General features: G+C 40.9%; 20 protein-coding genes. 17 read left to right on the top strand and 3 right to left on the bottom strand.

What is annotated here, in order from left to right:
- Positions 1-29 precede the first annotated feature (29 nt).
- Entirely contained in the window at positions 30-2630 is a 2601-nt protein-coding gene (locus ACFQ1G_RS06785; protein ID WP_380737859.1) for a DUF3857 domain-containing protein, read from the bottom strand.
- Between the two features lie 157 nt (positions 2631-2787).
- Positions 2788-4044, bottom strand: a complete 1257-nt coding sequence (metK, locus tag ACFQ1G_RS06780; RefSeq protein ID WP_380737857.1) for a methionine adenosyltransferase — start codon at positions 4042-4044, stop codon at positions 2788-2790.
- An 813-nt stretch (positions 4045-4857) separates the two neighbouring features.
- Between metK and ACFQ1G_RS06775 the strand changes: the two genes are divergently transcribed.
- The 6 genes from ACFQ1G_RS06775 to ACFQ1G_RS06750 are packed head-to-tail and all read left to right on the top strand — an operon-like array spanning position 4858 to position 10534.
- A complete protein-coding gene (locus ACFQ1G_RS06775; RefSeq protein WP_380737855.1) occupies positions 4858-6162 on the top strand; it encodes an O-acetylhomoserine aminocarboxypropyltransferase/cysteine synthase family protein in 1305 nt (434 codons plus the stop codon).
- A gap of 23 nt (positions 6163-6185) precedes the next feature.
- Entirely contained in the window at positions 6186-7199 is a 1014-nt protein-coding gene (locus ACFQ1G_RS06770) for an alpha/beta fold hydrolase (RefSeq protein WP_380737853.1), read from the top strand.
- A complete protein-coding gene (locus ACFQ1G_RS06765; protein ID WP_380737851.1) occupies positions 7162-8235 on the top strand; it encodes an aspartate kinase in 1074 nt (357 codons plus the stop codon). Before ACFQ1G_RS06770 ends, ACFQ1G_RS06765 begins: the two co-directional genes overlap by 38 nt.
- A 1-nt stretch (position 8236) precedes the next feature.
- Positions 8237-8662 (top strand): OsmC family protein, encoded by a 426-nt coding sequence (locus ACFQ1G_RS06760; RefSeq protein ID WP_380737849.1) that lies wholly within the window; start codon positions 8237-8239, stop codon positions 8660-8662.
- A gap of 19 nt (positions 8663-8681) precedes the next feature.
- Positions 8682-9776, top strand: coding sequence for an acyloxyacyl hydrolase (locus ACFQ1G_RS06755; protein WP_380737847.1), 1095 nt, complete (start codon positions 8682-8684; stop codon positions 9774-9776).
- Positions 9773-10534, top strand: a complete 762-nt coding sequence (locus ACFQ1G_RS06750; protein WP_380737845.1) for a head GIN domain-containing protein — start codon at positions 9773-9775, stop codon at positions 10532-10534. The genes ACFQ1G_RS06755 and ACFQ1G_RS06750 overlap by 4 nt, the downstream gene beginning before the upstream one ends.
- A gap of 3 nt (positions 10535-10537) precedes the next feature.
- On the opposite strand, the gene gldA is transcribed toward ACFQ1G_RS06750, so the two are convergent.
- Positions 10538-11440, bottom strand: a complete 903-nt coding sequence (gldA, locus tag ACFQ1G_RS06745) for a gliding motility-associated ABC transporter ATP-binding subunit GldA (protein WP_380737843.1) — start codon at positions 11438-11440, stop codon at positions 10538-10540.
- Between the two features lie 264 nt (positions 11441-11704).
- Between gldA and ACFQ1G_RS06740 the strand changes: the two genes are divergently transcribed.
- From ACFQ1G_RS06740 to ACFQ1G_RS06690, 11 genes are all read left to right on the top strand, one after another.
- Complete coding sequence (locus ACFQ1G_RS06740) at positions 11705-12532, top strand: prephenate dehydratase (RefSeq protein ID WP_380737841.1); 828 nt, start codon at positions 11705-11707, stop codon at positions 12530-12532.
- Positions 12529-13677: a pyridoxal phosphate-dependent aminotransferase gene (locus ACFQ1G_RS06735; protein WP_380737839.1), complete on the top strand. Its 1149-nt coding sequence runs from the start codon at positions 12529-12531 to the stop codon at positions 13675-13677. Before ACFQ1G_RS06740 ends, ACFQ1G_RS06735 begins: the two co-directional genes overlap by 4 nt.
- The gene (locus ACFQ1G_RS06730; RefSeq protein ID WP_380737837.1) at positions 13674-14522 is read left to right on the top strand and encodes a prephenate dehydrogenase; all 849 of its coding nucleotides are present in this window, start codon (positions 13674-13676) and stop codon (positions 14520-14522) included. The genes ACFQ1G_RS06735 and ACFQ1G_RS06730 overlap by 4 nt, the downstream gene beginning before the upstream one ends.
- 10 nt (positions 14523-14532) lie before the next feature.
- Positions 14533-15615: a chorismate mutase gene (locus tag ACFQ1G_RS06725; protein ID WP_380737835.1), complete on the top strand. Its 1083-nt coding sequence runs from the start codon at positions 14533-14535 to the stop codon at positions 15613-15615.
- Positions 15616-15632: 17 nt separating this feature from the next.
- Entirely contained in the window at positions 15633-16589 is a 957-nt protein-coding gene (gene rsgA, locus ACFQ1G_RS06720; protein WP_380737833.1) for a ribosome small subunit-dependent GTPase A, read from the top strand.
- Positions 16586-17038, top strand: coding sequence for a D-aminoacyl-tRNA deacylase (gene dtd / locus ACFQ1G_RS06715; protein WP_380737831.1), 453 nt, complete (start codon positions 16586-16588; stop codon positions 17036-17038). Before rsgA ends, dtd begins: the two co-directional genes overlap by 4 nt.
- Positions 17039-17270: 232 nt before the next feature.
- Positions 17271-19037, top strand: coding sequence for a DUF3857 domain-containing protein (locus ACFQ1G_RS06710; protein ID WP_380737829.1), 1767 nt, complete (start codon positions 17271-17273; stop codon positions 19035-19037).
- Between the two features lie 11 nt (positions 19038-19048).
- Entirely contained in the window at positions 19049-21070 is a 2022-nt protein-coding gene (locus tag ACFQ1G_RS06705) for a DUF3857 domain-containing protein (RefSeq protein ID WP_380737827.1), read from the top strand.
- Positions 21071-21073: 3 nt separating this feature from the next.
- Entirely contained in the window at positions 21074-21400 is a 327-nt protein-coding gene (locus ACFQ1G_RS06700; protein ID WP_380737825.1) for a nucleotide pyrophosphohydrolase, read from the top strand.
- Positions 21401-21402: 2 nt separating this feature from the next.
- The gene (locus tag ACFQ1G_RS06695; RefSeq protein ID WP_380737823.1) at positions 21403-21663 is read left to right on the top strand and encodes a hypothetical protein; all 261 of its coding nucleotides are present in this window, start codon (positions 21403-21405) and stop codon (positions 21661-21663) included.
- Between the two features lie 5 nt (positions 21664-21668).
- Positions 21669-22901 (top strand): 3-phosphoshikimate 1-carboxyvinyltransferase, encoded by a 1233-nt coding sequence (locus ACFQ1G_RS06690; protein ID WP_380737821.1) that lies wholly within the window; start codon positions 21669-21671, stop codon positions 22899-22901.
- The last annotated feature ends 56 nt before the right edge of the window (positions 22902-22957 follow it).

Here is a 22957-nt window from a genome sequence, read left to right as displayed (position 1 = left end):
GCCTGTTAAAGGTTTCTCAAACAAAATATCTAATTAATTAAGACCTCTTCGTGCTCCAATATTTCTTCATTGCTATATTCATCTTGGTCTGTAGGCTCCTTTTTCCTTTTAGTAAAAGTTTCTTCCACTCTTTCCGAGTAAAGGAAATAGGGGATAAAAATTAGGCATCGAATTACCATAATAGAAAGGTCTGAATACAATTCCTGGGTTTGTGAACCTGTGAATGAATTTGGATGTAAATAAAGGGCTGTAAAAGTGATTAATGCCGATAGAATCAGTACTCCTGCATACAGGGCTATAATCATTCGGGGAGCAATTGTTCTCCTTTGAAAGAACAGAATAACTACGAAGATTGAGAAGACAAAGTATACCGAATTAAAAATCATTTCTGCAATTAGTATCAATCCCATTGATATCGTATCTGTGTTAGAAAATAAAGAGATCCAAACAGAACTTTCGAAGTAATTGGAGGTAGAAATTCTGAAAAGTAATATTAAAGGAGTGAGGGCAAGACCAATGCCTATTAAAATGAGCCAACCACCAATTTTTCGTTCATATTTTGGTTTTACTTTAGAAGGGAAGTCATATTTACTATAAATAAGATAACAAATAACTCCGCTTCCTATTAGTATGAACCATAGGAATATAACGGCGATCCAGCTGATGGAATTTTTTTCAGAGGCAATTAAAGCTTCCGGGTTGTATTGCAGCCAGTAATTAAGTTGTGTCTGGATTTTGGAATGTTCTGTTAGGAAACTCGTGATATCTTCCGGTGCTACATGATCACTAAGAGTGGTATAATCATGGGTTATTTTTAGAGTTGCATTCTTGTAACTTACATCTGAGTTATATTGAAAGTATTGATCTCCAAAACTTCTTTTGTCATCCTGAATATTCCATGCTTTTGGAAAATATACAATAGTGTTATGTTGAACATTAGAATCTTTTTCTAAATGATATGGAGATTTTCTTTTTCCTGATTGCTGAGGATATAATTGGGGTTCAAGAGCCAAAGGATAGAATCTGGCGACTATGATATTTACATTTTCTGAAGATGGTGACCAAAATTCATCAATTTGGTAACTCTCAATTACCTTAAAGGTATTTTTCTCCCGATTATCTTCAAAGCTTAGTGCTTCTTTTGTATAAATAGAAGGATAGAGTGAAGTATAATAATTAGAATAATCCTGTTGTAAGGCCTGAAAATTAGTGTTTAAGAATTGCTGTCTCCTTAGATCCGCTGCATTACCTTCATATACTGAAACTACATCAAGTTTGGCTCCACCGCCAATCTCTAATAATTCAAATGTTTCATTAATAGAGATTGGATAAACTTTTGGTGTAGGAAGATCTAAAAGGCCATTTGAATCTTGGCTTAATAGCAGACCCATTCTGTAATCAGGAAAGTAAATCGTTTCAAGATTCCCCCCTTGTTCACTTATGGTAGGGTCTATATAATAGGTCTCCTGATTTTCGAGCTGTATTTGTACAACACAATGGTCAAATAAATGAGGAGAGGGTAAATAAGATTTTAAATTTCTCCCATTAAATGAATGAACAAGAATTGGTTTTGCCTTTATTCCCCTGGTTTGGAGAATTTCACTTAACAAAAATGACTTATCCTTGCAGTCTCCAAATCTCCTTTCCAATACCTCTTGAGGTTTTCTTGGAACATAAGAATTTAAACCATTCTCCAAGCCTAAATATCTTACCTCATCCTGAACAAAACGAATTGATTTTTCTATAAAATCCTTCTGGTCTTTGGTGTTTTTGATTAATTGATTTACCTCTGTTTTTAATTGGGTTTTTTCCTGATCGTTTATAGTATAATACGGAAGTAAGAGCTCTGACACTTCCTGCCACGAACTGAATTGACTTACGAAGACAGAAGGGGTATCGTCAAACCATACAGGAGTGTTTGCTTCTATTGTACTCTGCTCAAGTTTTTGTCCTGTCCAGGAGTAGTGAATTTCATTTTCGTATTCCTCGATCCTTGGTTTCTCAGCTCCATGTAATTTTTTAATATGAATTTCATCCTTTTTTGGCGCTACAATAATATACCTGTGAAACTCAACCGGCACATTATATTGTAGGGCAAATGCGGTAGTATATTTCCCTTTGAATAATGGGTTAGATCCGGTAATTGTATAAGAAAAATCAATAATATCATCTATTCTGATATCTGTTAAGTGTGAAATTATTGTCAACTGGCCATTGTAAATATTATCTTCCATTCCAGATTCTCGCTGAACCACTTTTATTTTATCCAGGTCAAGTTTGTCAATTGTTTTTCCTTCTCTAATTATATTTATGAAATGAATTTCTACATGTTGATAGGTTGGATTAAAATTCACCGCGAGATCACTCATTTGCTGGGATCCCATCGAGTTTTTAATTTTATAGGAGAGTCTTCTGTATTCCTGATCGGTTGCTAAATTGTCCTGGTTGTCAACTAGCAGATAATAGAACCCCGCCGTTGGATCGTTGTTTATGTCAGCCTCTACAGGAAGATTGGAAGGAACTGTCCAACCAGGTTCTGGTGCTTGAGTAACCTGTGGGTGGTTTTGACCTAGAATTGTAAGAGAAAAGAATAGTAAACCAATTGAAAGGAAGGAGCGTAATAAGAACATGATGTAAAAGTTGAGTTAAGCTAATTTAACTTATTTTTAACACAACCTGCAACTTATTGACAATTTTCGAATTGTTCGCAAGGATTGGTCACTTTAATTCAAAAAAAAACGCCTCCCGAATGGGAAGCGTTTTAACATAAATTCTGAAGTTTTATAATTACAAGCCGAAAGCTTCCTTTACCTCGTCCACTTTATCCAGTTTTTCCCAGGTAAATAATTCAACTTCGCGGGTGATCTTTCCGTTGTAAGGACTTTCGAAGACTTTGGTTTCCTTGCGAGGCTCTTTTCCGAAGTGACCGTAAGCCGATGTTTCTCGGTAGATCGGATTTCTAAGTCCCAATCGTTCTTCGATGGCTGCCGGGCGCATATCGAATATCTCGAATACTTTTTGCGCGATCTCCCCATTGGTGAAATCCACGTGTTTAGAACCGTATGTTTCGATCAGCAAAGAGGTAGGTTTTACCACCCCAATGGCGTAGGATACCTGTACCAGGATCTCATCGGCCACTCCCGCGGCTACCAGGTTCTTGGCAATGTGTCGTGCAGCATAGGCTGCCGAACGGTCTACCTTGCTCGGATCTTTTCCTGAAAAAGCACCCCCGCCGTGAGCTCCTTTTCCGCCGTAGGTATCCACGATGATCTTTCTTCCTGTAAGTCCGGTGTCACCGTGAGGCCCACCAATTACGAACTTTCCGGTTGGGTTGATGTGGTATTCTATATCGTCATTGAAAAGATTCTGTACATATTCCGGAAGCTGAGATTTCACTCTCGGGATCAGGATCTCGATAATGTCTTTCTTGATCTTAGCAAGCATTTTTTGATCATCCCCGTCAAAATCGTCATGCTGGGTGGAGACTACAATTGAAACGATACGTTGAGGTACATTATCATCACTGTATTCAATGGTCACCTGGCTCTTGGAATCTGGGCGCAGATATGTGATCTCTGTTCCTTCTCTGCGTAGTTTAGCCAGTTCAATCAGGATCTTGTGAGAGATATCAAGCGCCAAAGGCATGTAATTCTCCGTCTCCTTCGTGGCGTAACCAAACATCATTCCCTGGTCTCCCGCACCTTGCTCTTCTTTTGAGCCGCGGTCAACTCCCTGGTTGATATCCTGGGATTGTTCATGGATCAAAGAAATAACCCCGCAGGAATCCCCGCTGAACTTGTAGGCACCCTTAGTGTAACCAATATCATTGATCACATCACGGGCTATGGTTTGAACATCCAGGTAGGTGTCGCTTTTTACCTCTCCGGCCAACACGACCTGTCCGGTAGTAACAAGAGTTTCACAAGCTACCTTAGATTCAGGATCGAATGCTAAAAAGTTATCTAAAAGGGTGTCACTGATTTGATCTGCGACTTTATCGGGGTGGCCTTCAGAAACACTTTCTGAAGTAAATAAATATGGCATTGCTTCTAAAATTTAAATTAATTTCAGAAAGAAATTGACGTGCAAGCGCTAGAGGAGTTTTCACTGCTTTAGCATTTTATAAGGGTTGCAATCAGTCAAATCTTTCCCTGTAATTTGTCAGCAGCAAATGTATTAAAATAGTTTTAAACTCACTGCATATTCTTCTTTTTAAGAATAATTTGGGCGCTCCGTTACGCCCCGGCTGCGGCCGTAACGGCAGGCTTTCGCGGGTCGCTTCCCGAACGCTTCCGCGATCGGGAGAGCTCCAACAACCGCTCAATCCTTAGCGCAAAGCCGTAAAGCCCCGTCTTTTCAGGAAAAATGAAATTAATCTGAATTTTATTTGTTCCTTAAAATTTTCTGTCGTTAACTTTGCTTCATTACAAAACAGGAAATGAATCAGGTGATTTACAATATGATGTGCATGATGTGGAAAAAGTCCGCAGCGCGTCCTATTGCATGAGTCTGAAAAAAGATACATTCATAAAGCCGCTGCCACCGCAGCGGCTTTTTTTATGCCCTTTTTTTGGGGACAGAAATAAAAAATATTCAAATAAAATCCGGGAAGTAGAAATCCCGGCATAAAATAAAAGGATGAAGACAACTTCAGCAGTAGTAATGATGATCAATATGATGCGCATGATGCGCCACCTATTCTGCTGCCTGAAAATGTGATCTGTTTGTGTTTGTGTTCAATGTAAAAGATCCCTTCGGCAGTCAGGCCGGAGGGATTTTTTTTGTTCGATAACCAATGATCAAACCCTAAGCAATAAACAACTCAACCTTAATCAATAATCCTTAAACATTCAAAAAATGAGTACACAACAAAGATTTTCGACCAGCGCTCTCCATGCAGGGCATGACGTAACAGCTACCGGCGGAACCAGAGCGGTTCCCATTTACCAGACAACCTCATACGTCTTCAGAGATTCAGATCACGCGGCCAACCTGTTTTCCCTGGCAGAGCCCGGTTTCATTTACACCCGGCTTAACAACCCAACAAATGATGTGCTGGAACAAAGACTGGCAGCGCTAGAAGGCGGGATCGCGGCAGTAGTGACAGCTTCGGGAACAGCGGCCATCAGCACCACTTTACTTACGCTGCTTAAGGCAGGAGACCACATCGTCGCTTCCAGCAGCCTTTACGGCGGCACCTACAACCTGCTGAGTGTGACTTTACCGCGATTAGGGATCACCACTACTTTTGTGGATCCTTCCAAGGCACAGAATTTTTCAGACGCGGTAAAGGAAAACACCCGTGCGGTATTTGTGGAATCCCTAGGCAATCCGAGGCTTGACGTGCTCGACCTGCAGGCGATCTCCAAAGTGACCAAAGAGCACAAAGTGCCCTTAATCGTTGACAATACGGTGGCTACTTCTGCATTGGTGAAGCCAATAGAACACGGGGCCGACCTGGTGATACATTCGCTTACTAAATATATCGCCGGTAACGGAACCTCTCTTGGCGGAGTCATAATCGATGCCGGAAAATTTGATTGGGCCAACGGTAAATTTCCTGAATTCACAGAACCGTCTCCCGGTTACCACGGACTCGTTTATCACGATGTTCTAAAAGAAGCGGCTTTCATAGCTAAAGTTAGAATAGAAGGTCTGCGGGACCTTGGCGCGGCGCTGAGCCCGTTCAACGCGTTTCAAATTTTACAGGGACTGGAAACCCTTGAGATCAGGATCAAAAAGCACAGTGAAAATGCGCTGGCCATCGCGAAGTGGCTGCAGCAAAAAGAGGAGGTAAGCTGGGTGAATTATCCCGGACTGGAGACAAGTCCGTATCATGACCTGGCTCAAAAATATCTTCCTGAAGGCCAAAGCGGGGTAGTTACTTTCGGCGTAAAAGGCGGCTATGCAGGAGCAAAGGTTTTGGTAGATGAGACCAGGCTCTTCTCACTTCTTGCCAACATAGGAGATACCAAGTCCCTGATCATTCACCCTGCGAGCACAACGCATCAGCAGCTCAGTGATGAACAGCAGGAATCCACCGGGGTGACCAAAGACCTGGTAAGGTTATCAATAGGGCTTGAGGATCCTGAAGATCTCAAGGCCGATCTGGAACAGGCGTTGGCGAAGATCCGGAGTAAACACGCGGTTAAATCTGCTTAATTCAATTTTGAAAACTTTAAACTATGCTACAGGAGATCATTCTTCCACATTTTAAGAATTCCGGCGGAAGCCTTCAGGAAATTCATGTGTTTTATCGCTTTTTCGGAAGGGAACCCGGGACCGCGCCTGTGGTGCTGGTTAACCATGCCCTTACCGGAAATGCCGATGTCACGGGAGAGAACGGCTGGTGGAAAGAGCTTATAGGTCCGGAGAAATGTATAGATACGGAAAAGTTCACGATCCTGGCGATCAATCTTCCGGGTAATGGTGCCGGCGGTAAACAGGAGCACCTGCTGAACAATTACACCGAATTTACCCTGTATGATATCGCCCTAATTTTTGCGCGGATACTGGAAGAGCTGAAGATAGATAAACTCTTCGGGGCCATTGGGGGTTCTATAGGCGGAGCGGTGGCCTGGCATCTGGCGGCACTAAAACCCGATCTCATCGAGAACCTGATCCCTATAGCCACCGACCTGAAGGCGACAGACTGGGTGCTGGGGCAGTGCAAAGTACAGGAGCAGATCCTGAATAATTCGGCAGATCCCATTCATGACGCGCGAATGCACGCCATGACCTTCTACCGCACTCCGGCGTCCTTTTCAGCAAAATTCCGAAGAAAAAGGAATGAACTGAATTATCAATTCGAGGTAGCCAACTGGCTGAGCCATCACGGCAGGAAACTGGAAGGCCGCTTTGAACTTGCAGCTTATAAATTGATGAACCACCTGCTTACTACCATAGATATTTCAGGAGGGAACGGAGAAGATTTAGCTGCAGCGAAAAAGATCAGCGGGAAGATTCATCTTATCGGGATAGATTCTGACCTGTTCTTTCTTGCTGAGGAGATCAGGGAAACACACCGGCAGCTATCAAAAGTAAAATCAAACGTCAGCTATTATGAGATCAGGTCCATTCACGGGCACGATGCTTTTCTCATAGAATACGAACAGCTAAAACAAATTTTAGCACCAATTTTTAATCTAAAAACAACCAAAAATGAAAAAGATAAATATAGTTCTCTTTGGAACCGGTAACGTGGGAAGCAAACTGATCAATCAGATCCTGGAGGCACGTGAAATCCTGCGGCAAAAAGAAGGCCTGGAGATAAATCTACCGGTCATCGCCAATTCTTCCACGGCCTTTTTTCAGAAGGAAAATCAGCAGGCATCCTGGGAAGCTGACCTTACCAATTTTGGCTTTCCTTACAGACTGGAGGATATCCTGGAGTATGTGCACAATGAGGGGTATGAAAATCTAATTGCCGTAGATGCCACGGCCAGTGAGCAGTTTGTGGATAATTATAATGAACTCATTCATGCCGGTTTTCATATAGTCGCGGCCAATAAAGTAGCGAACACCCGTTCATCTCAGTTCTACGCCAGGCTTCGGGAAACGCTGCTGGAACACAACAAGTACTTTCTTTATGAAACCAATGTAGGAGCGGGTTTACCCATTGTGGAGACTCTTAGGAATTTCCATCGTACCAATGAGCGGGTGACCCGGGTGAGAGGTGTTTTCTCCGGATCCCTCAGCTATATTTTCAATACTTATTGTGAGGAGGAAAAAACCTTCTCTGAAGTTCTTACCGAAGCCGGTGATAAGGGTTTTACAGAACCTGATCCCAGGGTGGATCTTTCAGGGAAAGATGTTGCACGAAAATTGTTGATCCTGGGAAGGGAACTGGGCTTGAAAAAGGAGTTTGAAGAAATAAGCATTCAGGATCTGGTCCCTAAGCATCTTAACGGACAATCTACCCTGAAGAATTTTCACAGAAATAAAAAGGATCTCGACCCGATTTTTCTCAAACTTAAGAAAGATCTTAAACAGGATGAGGTGATAAGACATGTGGGGGAACTGGACCTTCAAACGGGGGCTCTGGATGTTAAACTTGTAAAGGAATCGCGAACTTCGGCCTTCGGCAGCCTTCAAAATGCCGATTCTTCTTTTGAGATATTTACCGAATCTTACGGAAAGCAGCCGCTGGTAATAAAAGGAGCCGGCGCAGGAGCTGCTGTTACGGCACGCGGAGTTCTAACAGATTTAGTTAAATTAGCCGAAAAACTACATTAAAATGAAAATCAACTTCAAAAGGCTCAATAACGACTACCATTTCGAAACCGTCAATGAGCGCGGTGATATTGTACACATGGATAATAAGAGCGAGCCTAATCCACAAGGGGCCAGTCCTATGGAACTGGTGCTTATGGGGATCGCCGGTTGCAGTGGGATCGACATTGTTATGATCCTGAAAAAACAGCAACTTGAAATGACCAATTTTCAAATGGAAGTGGAAGGGATGCGCGTGGATGGCGAAATTCCGAATGTCTTCAGGAAGATACATTTGAAAATTTATATTGACGGTGATATTCCTGCCAATAAAGCTAAACGGGCGGTAGACCTTTCTCTTGAAAAATATTGTTCGGTAGCTAAAATGCTTGAAAAGACCGCAGAGATCACTACAGAAGTAATTTTAAACGGCGCAATGGTGCCAGCCTAAAACAGGCTTTTGCCTCCCCATGAAAAAGTTCCTGTTTTCGTTATTTTTGTTTTCCGGTAGTTGGTTGTTCGCCCAGGATGGACCCGATTATTCTGTAGAAGCCAATTATTTCTACGGAAATATCGTGGAGCACAATCCCGGCATTTCCCATCTCATTACAGATTATCCGGAAGGCCTCCTGCTTAGTTTTAATAAGAAGACCTATGGAAAACAAGCCTGGGAGCGACGCTACAATTACCCCGATCTTGGAGTGACCTTCTCTTATCAGGATCTGAAAAACACCTATTTGGGTGAAAATTATGGCATATATGCTCACATGGGGTTTTACATGTTCAACCGACATCTAGCCATAAAGGCCGGACAGGGGATCGCCTACGCGACCAACCCATATGATCCCGATACTAATTACCAGAACAATGCTTTTGGAACCCCCATTTTGAGCTCCACTTTTTTAAGCGGAAACTTTCAAATGGAAAATATCTGGGCCGGGATTGGTTTTCAAACCGGGATAACTTTGATTCATTACTCCAATGCCGATTTCAAATCGCCGAACAGCAGTACCAATACCATGGCGGTGAACGTGGGGCTGAATTACCTTTTCGATCACGATCAGGAGATCCAATATATGCCTAAGGAAGACGAGGGAGAATATTCTGAGCCTTTTCACTACAATCTGGTGTTGCGCAGCGGGGTGAATTCTGCGCGGATCATTGGTACCGGTTCTTTGCCATTTTTGACCCTTTCGGCGTATGCAGATAAAAGGATCAACCAGAAAAGCACTTTTCAGGGAGGAGCTGAGCTCTTTTTTTCAAGAGCTATGGAAGAGTACATTCATTACCACTCCGTCGCATTTCCTGAGGGTGGAACTTCAGGAGATGAGGATGCGAAGCGGGTAGGTCTCTTTTTGGGTCACCAGCTTACCTTCCATAAAACGTCCCTGATCACACAGCTCGGGTATTATGTTTACTATCCATATGAGCGTTTTGTGGACCAGGTTTATAACAGGGTCGGTTTGCAAAGGGAGATATATAAAGACCTTTTCGCATCGGTGACCGTTCGTTCACACGGTGCGAACGCCGAGGCAGTTGAATTCTCAATAGGTTACAGGTTATGAAAAAGTTGATGTTTTTTAACATGATCGCTGTTTGCAGTCTGCTGTTTACTGCCTGTGATATCACAGATGCTCCCGAATGTACTACCTCTCCCGGGAAGATCGTTCAGAAAGAGATCGTTTTGGAACCTTTTTCGCAGGTGGCTGTCTTCGGAAAGATCAAGGTCTATATAGAGCAGAGTGATGAGCAACAGGTGATCGTGCAGGCCGGTGAAAACCTGATCGATGCGGTTTCCACCAAAGTGGAAGATGGAAAGTTGATCCTGAAAGATCTCAATGACTGTACTTTTTTTCAAACTACCTACGAGCATGTAATTCACCTCAAGGTGCCAAACCTTAACTATATAGAGAACTCGGGAAACCGAATGATCGAAGGCGTGGGAATTTTAAACTTTCCTTCCGTAACATTAATATCTAATAATTACGCTAAGAACCCGGAAGTGTATACCAATGGAGACTTTAAATTTGATTTGGAATCAAAAACCATTCGGGTAAGCGGAGATGATTTTTCCAACTTCTATCTTTCGGGAAAAACAGGATATTTTGTGGCTCAATTCTGGGCAGGTGACGGCCGATTGGAAGCAAGGGAACTGGTAGCTGACAGTATCCAGATCTTTCACCGCGGAACTAATAAAATGATCCTGAACCCGCAAAATGCTTTGCGAGGCGAAATAAGAAGTACCGGAGATGTGATATCCGTAAACCGACCTCCGGTGGTGGTAGTACAATCTTTCTATACCGGCAAACTGATCTTCGAATAAAGTTTATTTTGAATCCAGGGTAAGCTCTGAAAAAAGGTTTTCCAGGTTCTTGTTCTTTCGGTTCAATTGCAGGGTCTTGAGTCCGTTGTCGTGGGCGAAATCAAAGATAGCCGGGCGCATGTCCTTGGTGGTCTCAAAAACCAGTTCATATACAAATCCACCCGTGTTTCTAATTTCCAGCAGGTGAGGTAATTTCCTTAAAGCCCTGTCTTCAATACGATAGTCGAATTCCACCTCGATGATCTGGGTCTGTTCTTCGCGAAGTTCTGCCAGTTTTTTATCGGCTACTATCTCTCCTTTATTAATGATAATGACCCGGTCGCAAAGCGCTTCCACTTCCCGCATGATGTGCGTGGAAAGAAAAATGGTTTTTTCTTTTCCCGCCGACCTGATAAGGTCTCTGATCTCGACCAACTGATTTGGGTCCAGCCCGGTGGTGGGTTCATCAAGGATCAGTACTTCAGGAGCGTGCAGCATGGCTGCAGCAAGCCCCACGCGTTGGCGGTAACCTTTTGAAAGTTGTTCTATCTTTTTATTGGCTTCCGGAAGTAATCCGGTTTGTTGAATAATCTCTTCGATCCTGCTTTTCGAAACTTCATATATGGATGCATTGAATTCCAGGTACTCCCGTACATACATTTCCGTATATAAAGAATTGTGTTCTGGCAGGTAGCCAATGCTTTTTTGAGCCTGAAGTTTTTCAGTTTCCAGCGAAAATCCGTTCACGGTAGCCGTCCCCGAGCTAGGAGAAAGATAGCCGGTGAGGATCTTCATTAAAGTGGATTTTCCCGCGCCGTTAGGTCCCAAAAAACCAACTATTTCTCCTTTTTCAATGGAGAATGAAATTTCATCCAGCGCTTTTTGCTGCTCATAGAATTTCGTGATTTTGGTAACCTTTATAGACATAGTTGCTTTTTGTCAAAAGTAACAACTTTTACAACGTTTGTACGCAAAGGTTATAGTGAAAAATATCAGAAAAAAATTCCGTCTTAGAGATTTAAATTCTATTTTAGCCTTTTAGCACAATGAAGAATCTAAATTTAAATACCTGGAACGCTTTCTATTACTTTTATTTCTTTTATAGAGATAGGATCGGGAGTGCCATGTAATTAAAAGATTAATTATAATTCAAAATCCCGATGTACTCATCGGGATTTTTTTTGAGATAATATGAAAGAGAAAGTTGCAATTCAGGGGATAGCGGGATCATTCCATCACCAGGTGGCGAGGGAGTACTTTGGAAACGATGTGGAGGTTGAGGAATGTATGTCATTTCAGGAGGTGGTTGCCAATTTATTAGCGGGGAGATCAGGCAAGGCGGTGATGGCAATCGAAAATTCCATCGTAGGTTCGATCCTTCCGAATTACGCCCTTATAGACGATAATAACCTTAGGATTACCGGGGAACATTACATACCCATCCAGATGAACATGATGGCTGTTCCCGGCCAGAAAATTGAAGATATTAAAAAGGTGTATTCCCATCCCATGGCGCTGCTTCAGTGTAAGGAGTTTTTTAAGAATTATCCGCATATCAAACTCGTTGAGGATGAAGATACGGCCTCTGTAGCAAAGCGTATTTCAGAAAACGGGAAAAAACACGTTGCCGCTCTGGCAAGCAGAGCTGCTGCAAACCTTTTTGATCTTGAGATCCTTGCGGAAAATGTCCATACCTTAAAAAGTAATTCAACTCGTTTTCTTGTTCTTCAAAAGAATAATGAGGACTTGAAAGAGAACATTTCAGATAAAGCTTCTATGAAATTCATTCTGGAGAGCAGAAGAGGGAGTCTGGCGGAAGTACTGGAGATCATAAGCGATCATAAATTAGACATGAGCAAGATTCAGAGTGTTCCGGTTGGAAATACCCCCTGGAAATACGCATTTTTTGTCGATGTCTTATTTAATATGCCCGGAGATTTTGAAGAGGCTTTGGCTTTACTAATGAAAAAAACCGACCGACTAACTGTGCTCGGAACTTATAAAAATAAATGGCTATGATAGCACAGGCAATAAGATTAAACCAGGTGGAAGAATATTATTTCTCCAAAAAACTGCAGGAGGTCCGTGAGTTACAGGCTTCAGGTCGACCAATCATCAATCTGGGTATAGGCAGCCCAGACCTGCCACCACCTTCACAGGTACTGGCAGGTTTTAACACTGCCTTTACTGATCCTGTAGCGCACCAGTATCAGCCTTATAGAGGAACCTCAGACTTTAGACAGGCCATCAGGGAATTTTATCTCACCCACTACAATGTAGAATTGGATCATGAAACACAGGTGCTGCCTCTTATGGGGAGTAAAGAAGGAATCATGCACATTTCTATGGCATTCCTAAATGACGGAGATGAAGTTTTAATACCAAATCCCGGCTACCCTACTTATACTTCGGTAACGCAACTGGTGGGTGCCGCTTCTGTTCCTTATGATCTTAAAGAGGAACATAACTGGTTTCCAGATTTGCAGGAGCTTGAAAAACGAGACTTGAGTAAGGTGAAATTAATGTGGATCAATTATCCCCATATGCCGACAGGGGCGATAGCAGGAGCCGATCGGTTCAAAGAACTGATCGCTTTCGCAAAAAGAAACCATATTCTTATTGTAAATGATAATCCTTATAGCTTTATTCTGAATAAAGAACCGCGTAGTATACTTCAGGAAGAAGGCGCTATGGAGGTTGTGCTGGAATTGAACTCATTAAGTAAAACCTTCAATATGGCAGGCTGGCGCATTGGGATGCTCTGCGGAAGTAAAACCAATCTGGATACAGTGCTAAAAGTAAAAACAAATATGGACAGCGGAATGTTTTTTCCGTTGCAGGCAGGAGCGGCTGCGGCTTTGAGACTTTCTTCGGAATGGTTCAGCCAGTTAAATGAAATTTATACGCAGCGAAGGAAAAAAATGTTTGAATTGGTAAAAGCTTTAGGATGTTCTTTTTCCGAAGATCAGGCAGGGATGTTCATTTGGGCCAAAGTGCCCCAAAATACTACTTCGCTTGAGGTGGTTGATCGTCTGCTGTATGAAAGCGATATCTTTATAGCTCCTGGATTTATTTTTGGAAGTCAAGGTGAAGGTTATGTACGCTTCTCCCTCTGCGCATCACATGAGAAAATTGAAGAAGCTTTAACACGTGTAAAATCATGAAAGTACATATTATAGGAATTGGGCTTATAGGTGGATCTTTTGCTGCCGGGATAAGAAAAGCTTTTCAATGGGTTGAGATCACCGCTAGTGATGCGAATTCTGAAAACCTCGCAAACGCAAAACGTCTGGGCTTGATAGATAGTGCAGAAACACAGAAGAGTATTTCTAAGGCAGATGTGGTGATCATTGCTGTACCCGTAGATGTAGCGCCAAAAATCCTTGTAGAAGTGCTGGACCAGGTTTCTGAAAATACCCTTGTATTTGATACAGGTTCCACTAAAGCAGGTATTTGTAAGGCAGTGGCTACTCATCCTAACCGACGAAATTACCTGGCGGCACATCCAATCGCAGGTACCGAGTTTTCTGGTCCCGAGGCGGCTGTTTCAGATCTGTTCAGCAATAAAACTAACATTCTTTGCGAGGTAGAAAAAACTGCTTTTAGATTGCAAGAAAGGGCGCTAGAGATCTTTCAGAAGTTAGCAATGAGGATAAGGTATATGGACCCTGCGGCTCACGATAGGCATATTGCCTATGTTTCACACCTTTCACATATCAGCTCTTTTATGCTGGGAAAAACAGTGTTAGAAAAAGAAAAGGATGAGAGGGATATTTTTGACCTTGCGGGAAGTGGTTTCGCTTCTACCGTAAGGTTAGCAAAGAGTTCTCCCCACATGTGGACACCAATTTTTAGACAAAACAAAGAGAATGTGCTTGAAATTCTTAATGGGTACATCGAAAACCTTTTGAACTTTAGAGACCTGCTTCAAAATGATGATTTTGACGCTGTCTTCAAGGAAATGGAAAGGATCAATTATATAAAGACAATATTAAACGGAATACGATAAATTTGCAGTGATGGAAAATAAAAAAGAATTAAGAAGCTGGCTTGATGCCTTTAAATTGGATCACCCTCTAGTGATCGCCGGGCCATGTAGTGCTGAAACAGAAGAACAGGTTTTGAAAATAGCGCATCAACTGAAGGATACAGATGCGACCGTATTGCGTGCCGGGATTTGGAAACCCAGAACGAGACCGGGAAATTTTGAAGGCGTAGGCGCTCTTGGTTTGAAATGGCTTCAAAAGGCAAAAGAGGAAACCGGGATGTTGACCACTACCGAGGTTGCTAATCCTAACCACGTGGAACTGGCTCTTAAGCACGATGTTGATATTCTTTGGATAGGAGCGAGAACTACCGTTTCTCCATTCATAGTTCAGGAGATCGCAGATGCTTTAAAAGGTACTGATAAGGTTGTTTTAGTGAAGAATCCAGTGAATCCAGATCTTTCATTATGGCTGGGAGCCGTTGAAAGATTGTACTCAAGCGACATCAAAAACCTGGGTGTGATTCACCGTGGTTTCTCATCTTATGAAAAATCTAAGTATAGAAATAACCCTGAATGGCAAATACCTATAGACCTTCAAACAAAGTTCCCCGATCTCCCTTTGATCCTGGATCCTTCGCATATTGCAGGTAACAGGGAGAATATTTTTGACCTATGCCAGACTGCTTTGGACCTTAATTATGACGGGCTAATGGTAGAAACTCATTATGATCCTGACAATGCATGGAGTGATGCTCAACAGCAAATTACTCCTGCTACTTTAGTTCAATTCATGAACGACCTTAAGATAAGAAAAGAAGTGTCAGAAAGTGAGGAATTCAGGACAAAGCTACAAAGTCTAAGGGCTATGATCGATATTGCTGATACACAATTGTTGGATGTGTTATCTCGAAGGATGAAGATCTCAGATGAAATAGGGAAGGCTAAAAAATCGCAGAATGTCGCAATTTTGCAGAATCAACGATGGAGCGAAATTCTGGGGAAGATGATCCTGGAAGGAGAACAGAACGGCTTAAGTGAAGAATTTATTCTTCGCATTTTCAAGGCGATCCACCAGGAGTCGATCAATCATCAGAAAAAAGTAATTAGCGAATAATTTCGCATTTTTGTAATATGACAGGAACAGTTTATAAATCTACCGGGAGTTGGTATCAGGTAAAATCTGATGAAGGAAAATTTTACCAGTGCCGCATCAAGGGTAAGTTCAGGATAAAGGGCATTAAAAGTACCAATCCTGTTGCTGTTGGCGACCGGGTGGAATTTAAACTGGAGAATGCTTCCGAAGAAGAGGAAACAGGAGTGATCACCGGGATCAAGGATCGCGAGAATTACATCATCCGTAAATCGGTGAACCTGTCCAAGCAAACGCACATTATCGCCTCCAATATTGACCAGGCATTTTTGCTGGTCACTTTGAATAATCCGCCTACGTTCACCACTTTTATAGATCGTTTTTTGGTCACTGCGGAAGCATACGGGATCAAAGCCATTCTTTTGTTCAACAAGATCGATACATATAACGACGATGAGCTTACCGAGATTAAGTACATGGCTGCCATGTACCGGGGGATTGGATACGAATGTTTAGGGATCTCTGCCAAAACCGGGAAAAATATAGATAAAGTGATGGATCTTATGAAAAATAAGACCAGCATGATCTCCGGTCATAGCGGTACCGGGAAATCAACCCTTATAAATGCCATCGAGCCGACTCTTGATCTTAAGACCAAGAAAATTTCTGAACAACACAAGCAGGGTCAGCATACTACTACCTTCGCTGAAATGTATGATCTTGATTTCGGTGCCAGGATCATTGATACTCCCGGTATCAAAGGATTTGGAGTGGTGGATATCGAAAAAGAGGAACTGGGAGATTATTTTCCGGAGTTCTTCGCGCGCAAGCAGGATTGCAAGTTCAATAATTGTCTGCATGTCGATGAGCCTCAGTGTGCTGTGAAAGATGCCCTGGAAGCAGGTGAAATTCCCTGGTCCAGATATAAAAGTTATTTGCAGATCCTGAAAGGAGAAGAAGATCAACATTACCGAATAGATAATTACGAACAGGAATGAGAGTAGTGTTGCAAAGAGTTTCTGAAGCATCTGTAACAATAAACGGAAATGTAAAATCACGAATAGGTCGCGGCATATTGATACTCTTAGGTATTGAGGCCGAAGATTCCCAGGAAGACATTGACTGGCTCTGCGGAAAGATCTCCAAAATGCGCATTTTCAACGATGCTAACGGAGTAATGAATGAATCCTTATTGCAGGTCGATGGCGAAGCCCTGGTAGTTAGTCAGTTTACCTTGCACGCAAGCACCAAAAAGGGCAACCGCCCAAGTTACATCAAAGCTGCGGGACCCGATAAAGCCGTTCCGTTATATGAAAAATTCGTGGAAAGGCTCGAAAAGGAACTTGGAAAGCCGGTAGGCACGGGAGAATTTGGAGCCGATATGAAAGTGGCCCTTTTAAATGACGGGCCTGTGACCATTCTGGTTGATTCTAAGAACAGGGAGTAAAAAGTAAAATATTTTTCTGATTGTCAGAAAAATATGGTTAAAATTTTCTAAATTTATAACCTTAACCTTTTCATCTTGAACGATGCGGAAATTTTTCTCCTTCGTTCTCCTTGGGTTCTATACTTCCCTACTAACCGCCCAGGAGATTTCTTATCCTGTTTCCTCAATAGATTATTCTCTTCTAGAAAATGCGAACGCGGTAGTGCGAAATGAAGATATTGAAATTGAGGTTTTGGCTATTGATAAAATGGTTATTAAAAAATCTCGAACGATAACTGTTCTAAATGAATTGGGTGAAAAATTAATTTGGGCGGGGGAAATTTATGATGAGGATAGCAAGGTAAAAAAGCAACACGCCATAATATTTGACAGCTTCGGGAAAGAAATCAAGCGTTTTAAGAAAAGTGATTTTCAAGATAGAAGTTATGTTACTGAAGGTACCTTAATTTCTGATGCCCGGATAAGTTTTATTGAATATTCCCCCAAAGACTATCCTTATACTATACAATATGAAAGTGAAGTGAGGGAAGGGAGCACTATTTTTGTGAGAGATTGGAGGCCTGTAAAATCTTATTCTATGAGTGTCGAGAGGTCATCATATATATTGAAAAATCCATCCCAAATCCCAATTCGATTTTCAGAAAGGAACTTTTCTTCTCATAATATCAAAAAGGTCACATCAAAACATGAACTTGAATATGTGATCAAAAATTTACCAGCCTATAAGTTCGAAAAACTCGGTCCAGATCTTAAAAATTTTGTTCCATGGGTAAAGGTCGCCTTGAATCAATTTTCTTTGGTAGGAGTTGTCGGAGAAGCGGCCAATTGGAAGGAGTTGGGAAAATGGCAATATGATAATCTGCTGAAAAATAAATTGGAATTACCTGAAAGCACAAAAAATGAGGTTGCAAATCTAACTTCTAAAAGCTCTGATATTCGTGAAAAAATTCAGCTGATATATAACTATGTTCAGGAGAACACCCGTTATGTGAGTGTGCAGTTAGGGATTGGAGGCTGGGAACCTATGTCTGCGATGGAGGTGGATCAAGTAAAGTATGGAGATTGTAAAGCTTTGACCAATTATACACGAGCCCTGTTAAACAGTCAGAATATACCGTCAAATTATGCCGTAGTTTATGGGGGTAATCACATGAAAGATATTGATGAAAATTTTGCGTCTATGGAAGGGAATCATGTGATCCTACAGGTTCCTTTGGAAGATGAAAATATTTGGCTGGAGTGCACCAGTCAGTCCACACCAATTAATTATATAGCGGGCTTTACAGATAATAGAAAGGTTTTAATTATTAGTCAGGAAGGTGGGGAGATAGTGAAAACTAAAGAATATGGAGTAGCTAATAATTTAAGAGGAACTAAAGCAGTAATTTATATTGATGAAATAGGTGGGTTTAAGGCCCAACTTGAAAGAGAGAGATTTGGAGCTCAATATGGAAAGATTTATCAGATTGAAAGCCTTGATGAAGATGAGAAGGAACTGTATTATAAGGAGGAATTTGCTCATTTGAGAGGGCTACAGGTGGATGAGATGATCCATGTGAATGATAGAAGAACCCCGAAATTTTCAGAAACATTATATCTTAAAGGAGAAAGATATACGACCAAAATTGGCAATAGTTTCATTCTTCCATTAGGATTTACAAAATTACCAATTCTTGATCTACCACGTTCTTCGGATAGAAAATTTCCATTTGAACTCGAAAGAGGAATAAACATACAAGATCAATTTACTTTTTTCTTGCCTATAACGACACCTATTGAGACTCTTCCTGACAATGTTGATCTAAAGAATGAATATGGTTTCTTTCAGATTGAAGTGAGTTTGGAGGAAAAGGGTGAGGCTCTAGCTATAATTGTTAAACGAAACTTTAAATTGAATCCAGGTTTATGGCCTGCAGTTAAATATAAAGAGTTTAGAGATTTTATTAATAAGGTGAAATCTCAATGCAACCCTAAAATAGTGATTGATAATATTAATTAAAACTCCCTCCAATGTCAAAATTCTACCTTTTAATTCTAACAGTTTTTATGAGTTCTATTATCGAGGCTCAAAATTTTAAGTTTGGAAAAGTTTCTATAGAAGAACTCGAGGAAACCGAACACCCATTAAATAAAGAGGTTGATGCCGTAGTGTTGTATAGGAGCCAGAAGACAAGTTACGAATTTAGCGATAAATTAGGCTTTACGGTAGTTACACAAGTCCATGAAAGGATTAAGATTTATAATAAGAATGGATTTGATTGGGCAACAAAAGAAATATCATACTATAAGAATAATCAGGACCGCGAATCAATCTCTAATTTAAAAGGTTACACCTATAACCTAATTGATGGAAAGGTGAAAGAAGATAAACTTCGTAAAAATGGGATATTTGAAGAAGAAACTTCCTTTTTTAAGTTAAAAACAAAGTTTACTATGCCTTCGATTACCGAAGGTTGTGTGATAGAATATTCTTATGAGTTGAGATCTCCCTTTATTACATCTATAGATTATTCCCCACTGCAATACACTATTCCCATTAATAAGCTGGAGGTTGAATTTAAAATACCTGAATATTTTGGATTTAAATATCATTTTAATCCTAGATCTCCTTTAATGTTCTCGGTTAAAACAGAAAAAGATCTGAAGAGTCATACTTTTACTAAACAGGTTCGAAGCACTGGTTCAGGGTGGCATGTAGTTCAAACCACTGCCAGAACTACAAAATTGGAATATTCAGAAAATTTATATTCTATTTACACTCAAGATGTTCCGGCCTTAAATAAGGAAGAATTTGTAGATTATATAAATAATTATGCTGCATTTATAATGTGGGAGCTTATTTACACAAAGTTCCCCAATTCGCTCTATGAAAATTACGCCGGTACTTGGGAGGAAGTAGCAAAAAATATATATAAGGATGCAGGATTAGAGAAGGAATTAAATAGTACTGGTTTTTTTGAAAAAGATATTGATGATTTATTGAGCGGAGTAGGTGGTAATTCTGCAAAGGCGGAAACGATTTATAATTTTGTTCGAAATAAGGTAAAATGGAACAATTACTTAGGATTTATCTCAGAGCATGGCGTAAAAAAAGCATATAAAGAGGAACGTGGTAATATTGGAGATATAAACCTAATTTTAACTTCAATGTTGAATTATGCTGGAATTACAGCAGAGCCTGTGTTAGTAAGCACAGTAGATAACGGAATCCCATTATTCCCGACACGTACAGGTTATAATTATTTAATAGTCGCTGCTCACCTAAATGGAGAGATCGTTCTTTTGGACGGATCAGATCCAAATCTGGGATTTGGAGAAATCCCATACAGGGCTCGAAACTGGCAGGGAAGACTTATAAGAAAAGATGGGAGTTCTGATTGGGTTAACCTGATGCCTCGTTATAAAGCTCAAAACCTTGGAACTGTGAATTTTAAATTTAATGAGGATTTAAGTTTAGCGGGTAAGAGCGTGAAAGTATATAGTGGTTTAGAGGCAAAATCGTTTAGAGATAATTTTTCCCCCTTAAATATTGAAGAATACATAAAAATCCTAGAAAAAGATAAAGGGAACATTGTCATTTCAGACCTTAAAAAACAAAATGAGGAACTTATTGGAGAAGAAATAAAAGAAGCTTTTTCTTTTGAGCTTAAAAATGCTGTAGACAGAATTAATGAAAAAATTTATTTTCAACCTTTATTATTTACTGCATTAAAGGAAAATCCTTTTAAATCTAGTAAAAGGGAGCACCCCATATTTTTTAACTTTCCTAAAATAGAAAGTAATACTATTAATATTTTGATTCCAAATGGGTATGAAGTGGAATTTTTACCAGAACCAAAAATTTTGAATTTTAAAGATGGTGCCTTGATATATAAATATCTGCCGAGCCAAAATGGGAATTTTTTGAGAATAGAATCACAATTTGATATGACTCAAACGGTTTTTACACCTCAGGATTATCAAAATTTAAAGGAATTTTATTCTATGATGCTTGAAAAACAATCAGAAACTATAGTTTTGAAGAAAATTTAAATCATGAACATACAAGACGCTCAGGTTGCAGTTGACGATTGGATCAAGGAACACGGCGTTCGTTATTTCAACGAGCTCACCAACATGGCCCAGCTTACCGAAGAAGTAGGGGAGGTGGCCAGGATCATTGCCCGCCGCTATGGAGAGCAAAGCGAGAAGGAAAGCGATAAGACGAAAGACCTTGGGGAAGAGCTGGCAGATGTGATATTTGTGGTGCTTTGCCTGGCAAACCAGACCGGGATAAATCTACAGGAAGCTTTTGATAAAAAACTGGACCTTAAGACGAAAAGAGATAAGGACAGACATAAAAACAATGAAAAATTACAATAAGAATGCGCATTTTCGACAATTTTAAAAACCCCGATTTCTGGGTAAAGGTTCTACAATTAGCCCTCGTTTTCTTTGTAATATTCGTGGGGATCTCACTGCTTATTTCACACTTTAGTCAGATCATTTCTGGTGATTTTTCGGTTATCTACGACGATGAATTTGCAAACGGGAAATGGGTAAACTACTTTTTGATCAAAGCGGCGATCAGTTTGGTATATGCTATTTACATGACCAGTCGCAGGAAGAACTTTAAAACTCAATAATTTTCATGAACGTTCAACTGTCTTTTTCTTCGGAAGCTTTTTCAGGAGCAGTTAAGGTTACCGGCTCCAAAAGTGAATCTAATCGGCTGCTGATCTTGCAGGCGCTTTTTCCGCAGATAAAGCTGGCTAATCTTTCCAATAGTGATGATACCAGGGTACTACAAAGTGCGCTGGCTTCAAAGGAAGAGGTCATTGACATTCATCACGCGGGTACGGCTATGCGTTTTCTTACGGCATATTTCGCCACCAAAGAAGGTAGGGAAGTGGTACTTACCGGAAGTGAGCGTATGCAGGAACGCCCTGTGAAGATCCTGGTAGAGGCTTTAAGACAGTTGGGAGCTGACATTCAGTATTTGAAAAATGAAGGTTTTCCACCGCTAAAAATAGTCGGACAAAAACTTCAGAAAAGCGAAGTTACGGTTCAGTCCAATATCAGCAGTCAGTATATTTCTGCCTTGATGTTGATCGCTCCATCTTTACCACATGGCCTTCAGATCAATCTTGACGGGAAGGTGACTTCGGTGCCTTATATTGAAATGACCTTGAGGTTTCTTTCAGATTGTGGTATTAATGGCAGCTTTGAAAATGACAGGATCGTTATTGAGCCTGCCGGAAATATTCCGCAGAAAGAGGTCCTGATAGAATCTGACTGGAGTTCGGCTTCTTATTTCTACAGTCTGGTTGCTTTGAGTGAAGAGGCCACCGTCACCATTAGTAGTTATAAGGAAGATAGTTATCAGGGCGACCAGGTGGTTGCCGGGATCTACAAGCAGTTGGGAGTGCAGACCATTTATGAGAATGACATACTTCACCTCAAAAAATGTGATTTTAAAAGACCTCGTAACCTGGTACTCGATCTTTCCAATTCGCCAGATCTTGCCCAGACTATAGCGGTTACCTGTCTAGGGTTGGGGATAAAATGTGACCTTACCGGTTTGCATACCTTAAGGATCAAGGAAACTGACCGATTGCAGGCCCTTAAGACAGAAATAGAAAAACTGGGAGGACAAGTTGATATTACCGCAGATTCTCTTCATTTGATACCAGTTGAAAATCTCAAAGCTGGTATAAAAATTGCGACTTATAAAGACCACCGCATGGCGCTTGCTTTTGCTCCACTGGCTTTAAAAGTACCTTTGGAAATAGAAGAAGCAGAAGTGGTATCGAAATCATTTCCGGGGTTCTGGAATGATCTCGAAAACCTGGGCTTTTCTGTAATAAATATTTCAAAAGGCTGAAAATCTTCTAATATTTAAGCGCTAAAACCTGCGTGGATTAATAGTTTTTTTAAATA

Source organism: Salinimicrobium gaetbulicola, assembly GCF_042676025.1.
GTDB lineage: Bacteria > Bacteroidota > Bacteroidia > Flavobacteriales > Flavobacteriaceae > Salinimicrobium > Salinimicrobium gaetbulicola.
Note: the sequence above shows the minus strand (reverse complement) of the source record. Positions and strands in the feature narration are given on the sequence as shown.

Excerpts from the sequence above, each read along its gene's own strand:
- ACFQ1G_RS06785 (WP_380737859.1), bottom strand. The coding sequence starts at position 2,630 with ATGTTCTTATTACGCTCCTTCCTTTCAATTGGTTTACTATTCTTTTCT.
- metK (WP_380737857.1), bottom strand. The coding sequence starts at position 4,044 with ATGCCATATTTATTTACTTCAGAAAGTGTTTCTGAAGGCCACCCCGAT.
- ACFQ1G_RS06775 (WP_380737855.1), top strand. The coding sequence starts at position 4,858 with ATGAGTACACAACAAAGATTTTCGACCAGCGCTCTCCATGCAGGGCAT.
- ACFQ1G_RS06770 (WP_380737853.1), top strand. The coding sequence starts at position 6,186 with ATGCTACAGGAGATCATTCTTCCACATTTTAAGAATTCCGGCGGAAGC.
- ACFQ1G_RS06765 (WP_380737851.1), top strand. The coding sequence starts at position 7,162 with ATGAAAAAGATAAATATAGTTCTCTTTGGAACCGGTAACGTGGGAAGC.
- ACFQ1G_RS06760 (WP_380737849.1), top strand. The coding sequence starts at position 8,237 with ATGAAAATCAACTTCAAAAGGCTCAATAACGACTACCATTTCGAAACC.
- ACFQ1G_RS06755 (WP_380737847.1), top strand. The coding sequence starts at position 8,682 with ATGAAAAAGTTCCTGTTTTCGTTATTTTTGTTTTCCGGTAGTTGGTTG.
- ACFQ1G_RS06750 (WP_380737845.1), top strand. The coding sequence starts at position 9,773 with ATGAAAAAGTTGATGTTTTTTAACATGATCGCTGTTTGCAGTCTGCTG.
- gldA (WP_380737843.1), bottom strand. The coding sequence starts at position 11,440 with ATGTCTATAAAGGTTACCAAAATCACGAAATTCTATGAGCAGCAAAAA.
- ACFQ1G_RS06740 (WP_380737841.1), top strand. The coding sequence starts at position 11,705 with ATGAAAGAGAAAGTTGCAATTCAGGGGATAGCGGGATCATTCCATCAC.
- ACFQ1G_RS06735 (WP_380737839.1), top strand. The coding sequence starts at position 12,529 with ATGATAGCACAGGCAATAAGATTAAACCAGGTGGAAGAATATTATTTC.
- ACFQ1G_RS06730 (WP_380737837.1), top strand. The coding sequence starts at position 13,674 with ATGAAAGTACATATTATAGGAATTGGGCTTATAGGTGGATCTTTTGCT.
- ACFQ1G_RS06725 (WP_380737835.1), top strand. The coding sequence starts at position 14,533 with ATGGAAAATAAAAAAGAATTAAGAAGCTGGCTTGATGCCTTTAAATTG.
- rsgA (WP_380737833.1), top strand. The coding sequence starts at position 15,633 with ATGACAGGAACAGTTTATAAATCTACCGGGAGTTGGTATCAGGTAAAA.
- dtd (WP_380737831.1), top strand. The coding sequence starts at position 16,586 with ATGAGAGTAGTGTTGCAAAGAGTTTCTGAAGCATCTGTAACAATAAAC.
- ACFQ1G_RS06705 (WP_380737827.1), top strand. The coding sequence starts at position 19,049 with ATGTCAAAATTCTACCTTTTAATTCTAACAGTTTTTATGAGTTCTATT.
- ACFQ1G_RS06700 (WP_380737825.1), top strand. The coding sequence starts at position 21,074 with ATGAACATACAAGACGCTCAGGTTGCAGTTGACGATTGGATCAAGGAA.
- ACFQ1G_RS06695 (WP_380737823.1), top strand. The coding sequence starts at position 21,403 with ATGCGCATTTTCGACAATTTTAAAAACCCCGATTTCTGGGTAAAGGTT.
- ACFQ1G_RS06690 (WP_380737821.1), top strand. The coding sequence starts at position 21,669 with ATGAACGTTCAACTGTCTTTTTCTTCGGAAGCTTTTTCAGGAGCAGTT.